Below are 12,913 nucleotides of genomic sequence, written 5' to 3'. Positions count from 1 at the left end.
CCTTTATTCGGCTGCCTCGACCTGGCTGCCGTCCGCCTTGCCGGCGTCGGTGGTTTCGGACTCCAGCTTCTGCGCCTCGATCTCCGCCGCCTTGGCTTCGACCAGCTTCACGATATGGTCGACCATACCGGCATCCTGAATCGTGTGATCGGTGATGCCCGACAGATAGACCATATGCTTGCCGTTGCCGCCGCCGGTCAGGCCGATATCGGTTTCGCGCGCTTCGCCGGGACCGTTGACCACGCAGCCCAGTACCGAGAGGGAGAGCGGTGTATTGATATGCTGGAGCCGTTCCTCCAGAGCCTGCACGGTGCGGATGACGTCGAAACCCTGCCGCGCGCAGCTGGGGCAGGAAATGACCTTCACCCCACGGGTGCGGATGCCCAGCGACTTCAGAATCTCGTAGCCGACGCGCACTTCCTCTTCCGGTTCGGCGGAGAGGGAGACGCGGATCGTGTCGCCGATCCCGGCCCAGAGCAGATTGCCGATCCCGATCGCGCTTTTCACCGTGCCGCCGATCAGGCCGCCCGCTTCGGTAATGCCCAGATGGAGCGGGCAATCGACCGCGTCGGCCAGCTGCATATAGGCAGCGACGGCCAGGAAGACGTCGCTGGCCTTCACCGCGACCTTATATTCGTGGAAATCCTGGTCCTGGAGCAGCTTGATATGGTCGAGCGCGGATTCGACCAGCGCTTCGGGGCATGGCTCGCCATATTTTTCGAGCAGATCCTTTTCGAGGGAGCCGGCATTCACGCCGATGCGGATCGAGCAGCCATTGGCCTTGGCCGCGTCGACCACTTCCTTCACCCGCTTTTCCGACCCGATATTGCCGGGGTTGATGCGCAGGCAGGCGGCACCGGCATCGGCCGCTTCCAGTGCGCGCTTATAGTGGAAATGGATGTCGGCGACGATCGGCACGCGCACGGCGCGGACGATCTGCTTTAGCGCTGCGGTGGACTCTTCATCGGGGCAGGAGACACGGATGATGTCTACGCCCGCTTCCTCGCAACGGCGGATCTGGTCGATCGTCGCCTTGACGTCATGAGTCAGCGTGTTGGTCATGGTCTGCACCGTCACCGGCGCATCGCCACCGACGGGGACATTGCCGACCATGATCTGGCGCGACTGCCGCCGCGCAATGTCGCGCCAGGGGCGCAGGCCGGGATTATGGTCGGACATGAAAAAGGGGCTCCGTAAGCTACGGAGCCCCTATAGGGATTTTCCGATCCGATTAGAAGCGGAGCGTCGCGGAAGCGGCAACCTGATCCGCATTGCCGCTGGTCTGCGCCAGCGTGGTGGCGGTGACGGTCGCGGGCGACGGGAAATAGCTGTCCGGGCGGATGATATTCGCCTTTTCCACGAAGGTGTGGGCGTAGCTCAGGTTCAGCGCGAAATTATCCGACATGTTCCAGGTCGCGCCGCCGGTCAGCCAGACGCGGTCGCCATCGGGCACGCGGGTGGTCAGATGCTGCGGATTGGTGGGCGAACGGTCGAACATGGTGCCCGCACGCACGGTGAAGGCCGGGCTGACATCATATTCGCCGCCGACGCTGACCGAATAGCTGTCCTTGTAATCCAGTTCCTTGTTGGTCGTGCCGGTGGCGGAGGTGACGGCGATACCCTTGAACTTCGACCAATTATACCATTTGCCGGTGATCATCGCGCGCAGTTGCGGCGTCAGCTTGTGCATCATCGACACGGTGACGATGTCGGGCAGCTCCAGCGGCGCGGTGGCGGCAAATGAACCATTGCCCGCCGCGATCGGGCCGACAAGCCCGGACACGATCTGCGTGCCGGCCAGCTTGTGGTTGATGCCGGACCGATAATGGGCGCCGAAATTGGTGTCGCCGGTGGTGTAGAAGATGCCGGCATTCCAGCCGACCGACCAGTCGTCGCCCTTCAGGCTGGCAAAGCCGTCGGTGGTGACGAGCGGCGACAGCTGCGGCAGTGCGTTGGTCAGCGTCGCCTTCACATATTGGACGTCCACGCCACCGCCGATCGACAGATTGTCGGTCAGCTTATAGGCGGCCGAAGGCTGGATATTATAGGTTTTGAGGTCGGTGTAGAGCGAGTCATAGCGACCGAAGAAACCATCATCATATTCCAGCTTCAGGCCGAAGGGCGCGTTGACGCCGAGGCCCACCCAGAGCCGGTCGCTGACCTGCGCACTGGCGTAGAAGCTGGGGATGGGGATGACGCTCTCGAACGGATTGCCGCCGTCATTGCCGGCAATCGGCGTGGTTACGGGGACGCCCGGAATGCTGCGACGCGAACCGCGATTGGTCTGGTGGGCAGAGGCCATCAGCGCCGATCCGCCGATCGAGGTCTGAATGCCCGACAGCTGAGTCATCGCTGCCGGATTGAAATAGATGGTCGAAGGATCGTCGCCCGCAGCGGCGCCGCCGGACAGCGCTCGCCCGGTTTCGATCGGCGACTGTTCCTGAAGATAGAAGCCGCCGGCCATGGCGGGAAAAGGTGCGGCCATGACCCCGGTGACGAGGAGGGCGCGGCTGAAATGGCGGCTAAGGGACATGAGAAATCCTCTGCTAGGTGGCGACTCTTCTGCTGCCGATCGGCGCCCCTGCAACGCGCGAAACCGGCTTATGAGCCAGGGGGCTTAGCAAAGATGTCGTTAATTTCCAGTGTCGCAGAGTGATGCGAATGCGATTGGGTACCACGAACCTGACGTTTACGGAAAGGAAACGCTACGGCTTGGCCCGATCGCGGGTCTTGAAAAAAAGATAAAAAAAAGCCGCCCAGAAGGACGGCCTTGAAGTTTTAGGAGAGGATGCCTGAAAGGCGAGTTCCTTTTGCGGTGCAGCGATGATTGTCGCAAATGCGAAACAGACAAGCATGATTGCGTTTTCTGCAATCGTTGTCTGCTTGCATGCTTTCCGTAAGGGAAAGGATCCAACCCGAAGGTGGAAACTAGACCAAAGTATAGCCGAAAAAATCCGGGATTCAGGATGTTGCGAGCCTGATCACGCCTGATTCGGCCAGCTGCGCGTCTACTTCCGCCACCAGTTGATCGAGATCGGCCTGATTCGCCGATTCGGCGCGTGCCACCAGAGCAGCTTCCGTGTTGGACGCGCGCAGCAACCACCAGCCTGTCGCCGTGCGCACGCGTACGCCGTCTATGGTGCAGATATCGGCATCCTGCGCCTCCAACCGAGCCAGGATTTCCGCGACCACTGCAAATTTACGCGTTTCCGATACGGGGAAGCGCCATTCGGGCGTGATGACGGTCGCAGGCATGGCGTCATGCAACGCGGTGACGCTGCGCCCCAGCGAACCGACGGCGCGGATCAGGCGGACGGCCGCATAAAGGCCATCGTCATAGCCGGGATAATCGTCGGCGAAGAAGAGATGACCTGTGGTTTCGCCGCCCAATGGGCTGCCAATCTGCTTCATTCTGGACTTGATATGGCTGTGGCCGGTCTTCCACATCTCCGGCTGGCCCCCCAGCGCGGCGATCCGGTCGAAGACGGTCTGGCTGGACTTCACATCGCCCACTATTCGGCCGCCTGGGCGGTTTTGAAGCACGACTTGCGCGAACAGGCCGAGCAGCTGGTCGCCCGGCACAGTGCGACCCAGGCTGTCGATCACACCGATCCGGTCGCCATCGCCATCGAAAGCCACACCGAAATCGAGCCTCTTGTCGCGGACGAGCGCGCGCAGATCGGCCAGATTCCGATCATCGGAAGGGTCGGGATGATGGTTGGGGAAATATCCGTCTATATCGGTGAAGAGCATATGATGCTCACCGGGGAGCAATTGCACCAGCTTTTCGACCACCGGACCGGCGGCACCATTGCCCGCGTCCCAGCCGATGCGGCAGGCAGGCCCGTCGAAACCCTGCACCAGCCGCGTGGCATAGCCGTCCATGATGGCGATCGTCTCGACCCGGCCCCTGCCGGACTCCCAGTCGCCCGCCGCCGCCATGACGCCCATGGCCTGAATATCCGCGCCGAAAAAGGGCGCATGCGCCTTCACCAGCTTGAAGCCATTCTGGTCGCCGGGATTATGGCTGCCGGTTATCTGAATGCCGCCGTCCACATTCTCCGTCGCTTCGGCATGGTATAGCATCGGCGTCGGGCCAAGGCCGATGCGCAGCACATCGATCCCGGTCTGGACCAGACCCTCGACCAGTCCCGATTCCAGCATCGGGGAACTCAGACGGCCGTCATAGCCGACTGCAATGCGCCGGCCGCCCGATCGCGCGATCATGGTACCGAAGCTGCGCCCCAAGGCCCAGGCATCGGCTTCGTGCAGCGTGTCCCCTACCCGGCCGCGCAGATCATAATCGCGCAGCAGAGTCGGATGGAAGCCATGCGTCACCGCTGCTTTTGCTCGGCGAGCAGCAGGTCGCGCGCCGCGTTGATCTGTGCCGCCAGCGCTTCGGTGCCGCCCTTGTCGGGATGAACCGACGCGATCAGGCGGCGATGGGCGGCGCGAATCGCCTTTGCATCGGCATCCGGGGCAAGGCCCAGCAAGGCGCGAGCCTTGGCCACATCATCGGCGCGGGCAGGAGCCGAGGGGACGGCGCGTTTGCGGGCTTTCACCTTGGCCTTCATATTGCCCTGCTTGGCGAAGAAGAGCGCAGCGCCGATCAACAGCGGCGCACCGATCACCGGCTTGCCCTTGGCCGCCAGAACGGCGCCCACCAGCGCGGCGCCCAGCGCCATGCCATCCTTTGCCGTCATGCGTTGCAACTTTCCCGTCCAGATCAGCCAGATCGCAAGCGCGGCGATCAGGAGTGTCAGCAGGCCCATCAGGCGGCGCCGAGCAGGTCCAGCGCGCCGGTGCCCTCAAGCGTCGGCAGCGCAAGGCCCGACACCATTTCGCGCAATTCCTGTCGCGCGGCGATATGGCTGACGCCGAGTTCGCCCAGATGCCCCTTGTCCAGCAGAGTGAGGCCCGACGGGAACAGCTCGCGGAAGATGACGCGCTCCGAAAGGCCCGGAATGACGCGGAATCCGACCCGGCGAGAGAGTTCCATCAACGCGTCGCCGACCCGCTTCTTGTTGCGGGCGTCATGATGCTGGACGCGGTTGCGCAGCACCACCCAATCGATAGTGACGCCATCGACCTTCGCCCGCGCCTTGCGCGCGTCGAAGATGAGTTCGGAATAGAAGGAGGGGCTGCGCACCTTGAAGGTTTCCGGATCGACCTGCCCGATCAGGTCGAAATCGACGAAACTGTCGTTCATGGGCGTGACCAGCGTGTTGGCATGCGGCGCCAGATGGCGGGCATAGATATCGTCGCGGCCGGGCGTGTCGACGACCAGATAGTCGTTACCGAGCGCCAGCGAAATCACCTGATCATCGAGCGCAGCGATGCTGTCGCCAGTGAACACGTCGAACGCCGGCATGGGCAGGTCGATGCCGCGGCGCTTGGCCGTTTCCTGGCGATTTTCCATGTAACGGGTGACGGTGCGCTGACGCGGGTCGAGGTCGATCAGGCCGACCTTGTGGCCGAGCGCTGACAGGGCGATGGCGGTATGCACCGCCGTGGTCGACTTGCCGGTCCCGCCTTTTTCATTGGCGAAGACGATAAGATGCGGCTGCGGATTGCCCATTGGCCCCAGTAAACCCCGTTGATTGTCGCAATGCGTGTTGACGGTCGCGCCGGCACGAGCCTAGCAGGACAGCCATAGGATTTTGCCCTTATCGGAGCCGTGACTTCCGTGCAAATATTGCGTGACCTGCCCGCCCTTCGTGCCGCCGTCGAAACGCTGAAAAGCGACGGCAAGCCTGTCGTTCTGGTGCCCACAATGGGTGCCTTGCATGACGGGCATATGGCGTTGGTCGAGGAAGCTCGACGCCATGGGCGGCATGTCGTCGTATCGATCTTCGTCAATCCCCGCCAGTTCGGCCCGAACGAGGATCTGGACGCCTATCCCCGGCGGGAAGCCAAGGACGCCCAGATGTTGCAAGCGGCCGGCGTCGACATTCTCTGGGCGCCAAGCGTCGATGTCATGTACCCGGCCGGCTATGCCACCAATATCCGCGTGTCGGGGAGCAGCGACGGCCTTGATGGCGCGGCACGGCCGGGCCATTTCGATGGCGTGGCGACGGTGGTGACCAAGCTGTTCAACCAGGTGCAGCCCGACGTCGCGATTTTCGGCGAAAAGGATTATCAGCAGCTGGCGGTGATCCGCCGCTTCGTCGCGGACCTTGACTTGGCCGTAGAGATTGTCGGCCTGCCGACCCAGCGGGCCGAAGATGGCCTCGCCCTCTCCTCCCGCAACGCCTATCTCAGCGAAGAAGACCGCAAGGCGGCGCTGGCCCTGCCCCGCGCGCTGGGCGAAGCGAAGCGGCAGATGGAGAAGGGCGAACCGGTCGAGGGCGCACTGGCCAAGGCGATCGCGACGCTGGCGGCCCATGGCTTCGACCCGATCGACTATGTCACCCTGTGCGATGCGGCCACATTGGAGCCGATGTCGGTGCTGGACCGCCCGGCTCGGCTGCTCGGCGCGGCGAAGCTGGGCAAGACGCGGCTGATCGACAATATCGCGGTCGATGTGGCTGACACCAACAAGCCATGACGTGAATCTTTGGCTCTGTGTTCCCCCGCGCAAGTAGAGGTCCAGTGCCACGTCCTGAACTGGGCCCCGGCCTGCGCCGGGGAACGGTTCATGTTGCACACCTCTCGCTTAACTTCGCACTTTTCCCGTAAATTCGGACATTTTATTGCGCCGGGCTGATCCTATTCGTGCGTCTGTCGCAGGCCGTAATCCTACGGAATATACCCGATGTAGGACAGGCAATAGGATCAGAAAGGCTTCACGATCACCGCGATGACGATGACCGCGGCGGCCACGCCCGGAATCTCGTTCATCATGCGCAACTGCTTGTCGCTGAGCGGCCGTTCACCCCGCGCCAGTTTCTTCGTATAGCCTGCGATCCAGCCATGATAGCCCGACAGGCCCAGCACGAAGAGCAGTTTCAGGTGAAACCAGCCAAAGCTCCAGGCGCCGATCTCCACCATCAGCATCAGGCCGAACAGCCAGACCAGAAGCAGCGACGGGTTGAGGATGATCTTGAGCAATCGCCCTTCCCGCTCGATCCAGCGCTTGTCCTCCGGCGATCCGGGCACGGTTTCCTGATGATAGACGAAGAAGCGCGGCATCATGAACAGCCCCGCCATCAGGAAGATGACGAAGATGACATGGGCGGCCTTCACCCAGAGATAGGCGGCACCAAGATAGGCCATTAGTCGCGGACTCCTTCCCTACGCACATAGCTAATGAGCGCTTCGACATGTGCAATGGGCGTGTCGGGCAAAATGCCATGGCCAAGATTCATGATATGGGGCCGATCGGCGAAAGCAGCGCGGATCCTATCGACCGCCTCCTCGACCGCCCGGCCGCCGGCGATCAGGGCCAGCGGATCGAGATTGCCCTGCACCGGCAGCCCTTTAGGCAGCGCTTCATTGGCCCAATAGGGGTCGATGGTTTCGTCGACGCCCACGGCATCCACGCCGGTTTGCGCCGCATAATCGGCCAGTTTCGCGCCAGCGCCCTTGGGGAAGCCGATCACCGGAATATCGGGATGGAGCGCCTTTATCTGCGCGACGATCCGCTTGTTCGGCTCGATCACCCAGCGCTCGAATTGCAGCGGCGACAGGCTGCCGGCCCAGCTGTCGAACAGTTGGACCGCTTCCACGCCGGCGTTGATCTGGCCGCACAGATAGATGACGGTCGCATCGACGATCGCGTCGATCAGTGTGGCGAAGCGATCGGGCTGCTGATAGGCCATGCGGCGGGCCAGCCCATGATCCTTGCTGCCCTGCCCGGCCACCATATAGGTCGCGACGGTCCAGGGACTGCCCGCAAAGCCCAGGAAGGTGACGCTGGGGTCCAGGGCAGCCTTCACCTGCCGTACCGTCTCGTAGACCGCGTCGAAGCGGCTGTAATCGGCTGTCAGCGCGGACAGGTCCGTCTCGGCGAGGATCGGGGCCAGGCGCGGGCCTTCGCCGGCCTCGAACCAGAGATCCTGTCCCATCGCATAGGGCACGATCAAAATGTCGGAAAAGAGGATCGCGCCGTCAAAGCCGAAGCGACGGAGCGGCTGGAGCGTGACTTCGGCCGCGGCGGCGCTGTCATAGACCAGTTCCAGGAAGCCGCCCTTGTCCGCCCGCAGCGCCCGATATTCAGGCAAATAGCGGCCGGCCTGGCGCATCAGCCACATGGGCGGCACGGCAGGACGGTCGCCTTTCAGAACGCCAAGGAGCGGCTTGTCCGTCAGGCTCACCGGGGCGTCTTCGCGCATCACATTCTCTCTTATTATTTAGATTCAAGGGATGATGGAGATAGTAGGTCGGTTGGCAGCGGGGTTTATGCGCTGTGCCCGCTTTTGCCAACATGTTGACTCAGGAGAGTCACGGAAACCGTGGCGAGTCAGAGTCAGTATCCCCGTTACCCACAGGCTGTGGATGGAATCAGAGGCCTGTTGGGGGCTTGTGGATAAGATTCCGGTCAGTGGGGACGGGAAAAGGGTCGAAACTTATCCACAATTTCATCCCTTGCTTTATCCACAGCCCTCCAACAGAGATGTCCCCATGGCGCGTATCCACCTGCATCTTCTGTCTGACTCCACCGGCGAAACGTTGGAGAATATCGCCAAGGCGGCGATCGGTCTGTTCGAAAATGTCGAGGCGATCCGCCATTTCTGGCCGATGGTGCGGTCCGAAGTGCATCTGGACCGGATCATGGAGGAGATCAGCACCAATCCGGGGCTGGTGCTGTTCACGCTCACCAATCACATGCTGCGCCGCCGGCTGGAGACGCGCTGCCGCGCGCTGGGCCTGCCCCATGTCGCCGCGCTCGACAGCGTGGCCGATGCCTTGTCCAACATATTGGGGCAGGAAACCCGCACCCGGCCGGGGCGCAAACATATTCTCGATGAAGCCTATTTCGCGCGGATCGAGGCGATCCAGTTCACCATCGCCCATGATGACGGAGTGGGGCATGAAAATTGGGAAGAGGCGGACATATTGCTGGCCGGCGTGTCGCGCGCGTCCAAGACGCCGACATCCATCTACCTCGCCAATCGCGGGTACAAGACCGCCAATATCCCGCTGGTGCCGGAATCGCCGCCGCCGCGCAGCCTTTACAGCCTGAAACATCCGATGGTCGTGGGCCTGACCGTCAGTCCGGAGCGGTTGATCCAGATCCGCCGCAACCGGCTGCTGTCGCTCAATCAGGCGCCGGAAACCGCCTATGTCGACAATGAGAAGGTGCAGGAGGAGCTGGCCTTCGCCCGGCGCATGTTCGCCGACAATGGCTGGCCGGTGATCGACATGACCCGCCGGTCGATCGAGGAAGCGGCCGCCGCCATCATCAACCTGTTCAACGACCGCGAACTGGCGGAAGGGCATGAGATATGATCGTATTGGCGTCGCAAAGCGCGAGCCGCAGGGCGTTGCTGAGCGCCGCGCAGGTGCCGTTCGAGGCGCTGTCGCCGGGCGTGGACGAGGAAGCGGCCAAGGATGCGCTGCGTGCCGACGGCCTCGACGCGCGCGCGCTGGCCGATGCGCTGGCGGAATTAAAGGCATTGAAAGTCTCGCGCCGGGTGCCGGGCGCGCTGGTGCTGGGATGCGACCAGACTCTGAGTCTGGCGGGGAGCATCGGCGATGGCGAGGATCGCGGCGCAATGATCGACAAGGCGGTCGATCGCGCAGATGCTGAGCGGATATTGCGCCTGCTGTCGGGCCGGGTCCATCATCTGCACAGCGCGGCGGTGATCGTCCTCAATGGCGAGCCGATCTGGCGCCATGTCGAGCGGGTGCGGATGACGGTGCGGCCATTGTCCGACGCCTTCATCCAAAATTATCTGGACGCGGACTGGGACGAGTTGCGCTGGTGCGTGGGCTGTTATCGGATCGAAGGACCGGGCGTGCAGATTTTCAGCAAGGTCGAAGGCAGCCAGTTCGCGATTCAGGGCCTGCCTTTGCTGCCGCTGCTTGACTTTCTGCGCGTGCGCGGCGTTTTGGCGGCATGAGCGACGCCCTCCCTTATGCCGAAGTCATCGGCGATCCGATCGAACACAGCAAATCCCCGCTGATTCACAATTTCTGGCTGAACGCGCTGGATATCGAGGCGGAATATAGGAAGACCCATGTGACGCCGGAGGGGATGGCGGCCTATTTCCTGATGCGGCGGAGCGATCCCGACTGGCTGGGCTGCAACGTCACCATTCCGCACAAGATAGCGGTGCTGGACTTTGTCGACGATCCGGGCGGCGTGCGCGAGCGGATCGGCGCGGTCAACACCATCGCCAGCGAGACGGGCGGGCCGTTGATCGGCACCAATACCGATGCGGGTGGCTTCCTTCAGCCGTTGCTGCGCGACAAGTGGAAGGGGCAGAGCGCCGTCATCATCGGTACCGGCGGCGCAGCGCGGGCGATCCTGTTCGCGCTGACCAGCCTGGGCGTGCCGGACATCACGATCATGGCGCGCGATGCGGCCAGGGGTCAGGCGTTGCTGGACCATGGCGGCACCAAAGGGCGCGTGATCGGCATGGGCGATGCGCTGCCGGCGGCCGACCTGCTGGTCAATTCGACGTCGCTCGGCATGGTGGGCCAGCCGCTGCTGGATCTGGACCTGACGCCGTTGCCGGAAAGCGCGACCGTCTATGATATCGTCTACGCGCCGCTGGAGACGGGCCTGCTCAAGGCCGCACGGGCGCGGGGCCTCAAGACTCTCGATGGGCTGGAAATGCTGATCGGGCAGGCGGCATTGGCCTTCGACATTTTCTTCGATGCGCAGGCGCCGCGCGAACTGGACGCGGAATTGCGCGCGCTGTTGGTTGCCGCCGAGGAATGAAGGTCTACGGCCTCACCGGGTCGATCGGCATGGGCAAGTCGGCGGTGGCGGCGATGCTGCGGCGAGAGGGCGTGCCGCTGTTCGACGCGGATGCGGAGGTCCACCACTTGCAGGGGCCGGGCGGCGCGTTGCTGCCGGCGATCGAGGCGCGCTTCCCCGGCACGACCGGGCCGAAAGGCGTCGATCGGGCGAAGCTGGGCGCGGCTGTGTTCGGCCATCCCCAGGAGCGCAAGGCGCTGGAGGCGATCGTCCATCCGGCGGTGCAGGCGGCACGCGCGCGCTTTTTGCGCCGGCACCGGTCGCGAAAATTCGTGGTGCTCGACATTCCCCTGCTGTTCGAAACCGGTGCGCAGAAGCGGCTGGACGGGGTGATCGTCGTCTCCGCGCCGGCCTGGAAGCAACGGCGGCGAGTCCTGGCGCGGCCCGGCATGAGCGCGGTGAAATTCCGCCAGATCGTCCATCTGCAAACTCCCGATGCGCAAAAACGGCGTCGGGCAAACTACATCATTCATACGGGAACGACATTCACCGATACCCGTGCACAGGTGCGCCGACTGGTCGCTTGCCTTGGCACGAAGACAGGTGGATAAGGGTTGGCCCACAGAGTCGATTGAAGAGGGCGATGCGCGAGATTATTTTCGATACCGAAACGACAGGATTTGATCCGGCATCCGGCGACAGGCTGGTCGAGATCGGCTGTATCGAACTCATCAATCGCGTGCCCAGCGGCCTGACCTTCCACGCTTATTATCATCCTGAGCGCGACATGCCGGCCGCCGCCTATAATGTGCATGGCCTGTCGGCCGATTTTCTGGCCAAATATCCCGTCTTTGCCAAGGGCGCTGCGGAATTGCTGGAATTTCTGGGGGACAGCCCGCTGGTCGCGCATAATGCGCGGTTCGACTTCGGATTCCTCAATCACGAACTGAAATTGTGCGGCCTGCCCGACGTATCGATGGATCGCATGATCGATACCGTCGCGATCGCGCGCACGCTGCATCCGGGCGCCAAGCATAGCCTGGACGCGCTTTGCACCCGGTACGGCATCGACCGCAGCCATCGCGTCAAACATGGCGCGCTGCTCGACGCGGAATTGCTGGCGCAACTCTATATCGAATTGACCGGTGGCCGTCAGATCGGCCTGGGTCTGGCACAGGAGGAAGCGAAACAGATCGTCGGGGCGGAACTGACGGCGTCAGCCATGGTTCGCCCTGTTCGTCCCGCGCGGGTCTTCACGGCCAGCGCGGCGGAGCTGGAGCGGCATGCAGCGTTCGTCGCGACGCTGAAAGAGCCACTCTGGCACCAGGAGGCATAGACCGTACTGGCCTATGCCCTCCATGCCCACCGGATCGCCTTTCCAGCATCCGGCAAAAATAAGGAGAAGGCATATGGATATTCGTGTTTCCGGACATCAGGTCGAAACGGGCGAGGCGCTCAAGGAGCATGTCGCCGAACGACTGGAGGCGATGGCCGAGAAATATTTTTCCCGCACGCTTTCCGCCCAGGTGACCTTTCGCAAGGCGCCGCACGGAGCCTTCCACTGCGACATCGTCTGCCATGTGATGACCGGCCTGATCCTGAAGGGGGCCGGAGAGGCGCAGGAGGCGCATCCCGCCTTCGACCAGGCGGCGGCCAAGATCGAGCGTCAGCTCAAGCGCTATATGCGCCGGCTGAAGGATCGCCACAGCCAGGCGGTCGCCGCCGAAGCGCAGCGGGCCAGCAGCTACAGCGTCGATGATATCGATGGCGCGGGCTACACGATCTTCGCCGGCCAGGGCGAGGAAGAGGAGGAAGCCGCCGATGCGCCGCTGATCGTGGCGGAAACGCGGGTCGATATTCCCGAAGCCAGCGTGTCGGACGCGGTGATGATGCTGGACCTGCGCAACACCAATGCGCTGTTGTTCCTCAATGCCGGCACGGCCGCCTATAATATGGTCTATCGCCGTCATGACGGGACCATTGGTTGGGTCGAACCGCGCGGTTGACGCCGGCCGGGGCGACGGGGCCTGGCCCTGTCGCTTATGGTCTGGCGTAGCGGCTGGGTCGCGCCGCTCCGCCTTTCCGGCCCTCGCCCGGCCCCGGCCG

Annotated in this window: 14 protein-coding genes; 7 read left to right on the top strand and 7 right to left on the bottom strand. The window is 63.1% G+C overall.

Annotated features, from left to right (window positions below; all coding sequences use genetic code 11):
- Nucleotides 1–3 precede the first annotated feature (3 nt).
- The 5 genes from ispG to F4U95_RS18085 all read right to left on the bottom strand — a co-directional run bounded on the left by ispG (nt 4) and on the right by F4U95_RS18085 (nt 5,578).
- Nucleotides 4–1,179: a flavodoxin-dependent (E)-4-hydroxy-3-methylbut-2-enyl-diphosphate synthase gene (gene ispG, locus F4U95_RS18105; RefSeq protein ID WP_120251334.1), complete on the bottom strand. Its 1,176-nt coding sequence runs from the start codon at nt 1,177–1,179 to the stop codon at nt 4–6.
- Nucleotides 1,180–1,231: 52 nt separating this feature from the next.
- Complete coding sequence (locus F4U95_RS18100; RefSeq protein ID WP_150426614.1) at nt 1,232–2,533, bottom strand: OmpP1/FadL family transporter; 1,302 nt, start codon at nt 2,531–2,533, stop codon at nt 1,232–1,234.
- Between the two features lie 428 nt (nt 2,534–2,961).
- Nucleotides 2,962–4,338: a phosphoglucomutase/phosphomannomutase PgmG gene (gene pgmG / locus F4U95_RS18095; protein ID WP_150426613.1), complete on the bottom strand. Its 1,377-nt coding sequence runs from the start codon at nt 4,336–4,338 to the stop codon at nt 2,962–2,964.
- Nucleotides 4,335–4,772, bottom strand: coding sequence for a J domain-containing protein (locus F4U95_RS18090; RefSeq protein WP_150426612.1), 438 nt, complete (start codon nt 4,770–4,772; stop codon nt 4,335–4,337). The genes pgmG and F4U95_RS18090 overlap by 4 nt, the downstream gene beginning before the upstream one ends.
- A complete protein-coding gene (locus F4U95_RS18085) occupies nt 4,772–5,578 on the bottom strand; it encodes a division plane positioning ATPase MipZ (RefSeq protein ID WP_150426611.1) in 807 nt (268 codons plus the stop codon). The genes F4U95_RS18090 and F4U95_RS18085 overlap by 1 nt, the downstream gene beginning before the upstream one ends.
- Before the next feature lie 108 nt (nt 5,579–5,686).
- Here F4U95_RS18085 and panC point away from each other — a divergent pair, with 108 nt between their 5' ends.
- Nucleotides 5,687–6,547 (top strand): pantoate--beta-alanine ligase, encoded by an 861-nt coding sequence (panC, locus tag F4U95_RS18080; RefSeq protein WP_150426610.1) that lies wholly within the window; start codon nt 5,687–5,689, stop codon nt 6,545–6,547.
- A gap of 227 nt (nt 6,548–6,774) precedes the next feature.
- Here the strand turns inward: panC and F4U95_RS18075 are convergent, their stop codons facing one another.
- Nucleotides 6,775–7,215, bottom strand: a complete 441-nt coding sequence (locus F4U95_RS18075) for a CopD family protein (protein ID WP_120251340.1) — start codon at nt 7,213–7,215, stop codon at nt 6,775–6,777.
- Nucleotides 7,215–8,273, bottom strand: a complete 1,059-nt coding sequence (hemE, locus tag F4U95_RS18070; RefSeq protein ID WP_150426609.1) for a uroporphyrinogen decarboxylase — start codon at nt 8,271–8,273, stop codon at nt 7,215–7,217. The genes F4U95_RS18075 and hemE overlap by 1 nt, the downstream gene beginning before the upstream one ends.
- A 289-nt stretch (nt 8,274–8,562) precedes the next feature.
- Here hemE and F4U95_RS18065 point away from each other — a divergent pair, with 289 nt between their 5' ends.
- The 6 genes from F4U95_RS18065 (at nt 8,563) to hpf (ending at nt 12,813) form a co-directional block, all read left to right on the top strand.
- Nucleotides 8,563–9,390 carry a pyruvate, water dikinase regulatory protein gene (locus F4U95_RS18065; RefSeq protein WP_150426608.1) on the top strand — a complete coding sequence of 276 codons (828 nt, stop codon included), beginning with the start codon at nt 8,563–8,565 and terminating at the stop codon, nt 9,388–9,390.
- Nucleotides 9,387–10,004 carry a Maf family protein gene (locus F4U95_RS18060; protein ID WP_150426607.1) on the top strand — a complete coding sequence of 206 codons (618 nt, stop codon included), beginning with the start codon at nt 9,387–9,389 and terminating at the stop codon, nt 10,002–10,004. Before F4U95_RS18065 ends, F4U95_RS18060 begins: the two co-directional genes overlap by 4 nt.
- Nucleotides 10,001–10,828, top strand: coding sequence for a shikimate dehydrogenase (gene aroE / locus F4U95_RS18055; RefSeq protein WP_120251344.1), 828 nt, complete (start codon nt 10,001–10,003; stop codon nt 10,826–10,828). The genes F4U95_RS18060 and aroE overlap by 4 nt, the downstream gene beginning before the upstream one ends.
- A complete protein-coding gene (gene coaE, locus F4U95_RS18050; RefSeq protein ID WP_150426606.1) occupies nt 10,825–11,418 on the top strand; it encodes a dephospho-CoA kinase in 594 nt (197 codons plus the stop codon). Before aroE ends, coaE begins: the two co-directional genes overlap by 4 nt.
- A 32-nt stretch (nt 11,419–11,450) precedes the next feature.
- Entirely contained in the window at nt 11,451–12,143 is a 693-nt protein-coding gene (dnaQ, locus tag F4U95_RS18045; protein ID WP_120251346.1) for a DNA polymerase III subunit epsilon, read from the top strand.
- Between the two features lie 73 nt (nt 12,144–12,216).
- A complete protein-coding gene (gene hpf, locus F4U95_RS18040) occupies nt 12,217–12,813 on the top strand; it encodes a ribosome hibernation-promoting factor, HPF/YfiA family (protein ID WP_150426605.1) in 597 nt (198 codons plus the stop codon).
- Nucleotides 12,814–12,913: the final 100 nt, after the last annotated feature.

It is taken from the genome of Sphingobium limneticum, from assembly GCF_008710165.1.
GTDB lineage: Bacteria > Pseudomonadota > Alphaproteobacteria > Sphingomonadales > Sphingomonadaceae > Sphingobium > Sphingobium limneticum.
The sequence above is the reverse complement of the archived record's forward strand: the minus strand, read 5'-3'. Positions and strand labels throughout refer to the sequence as shown.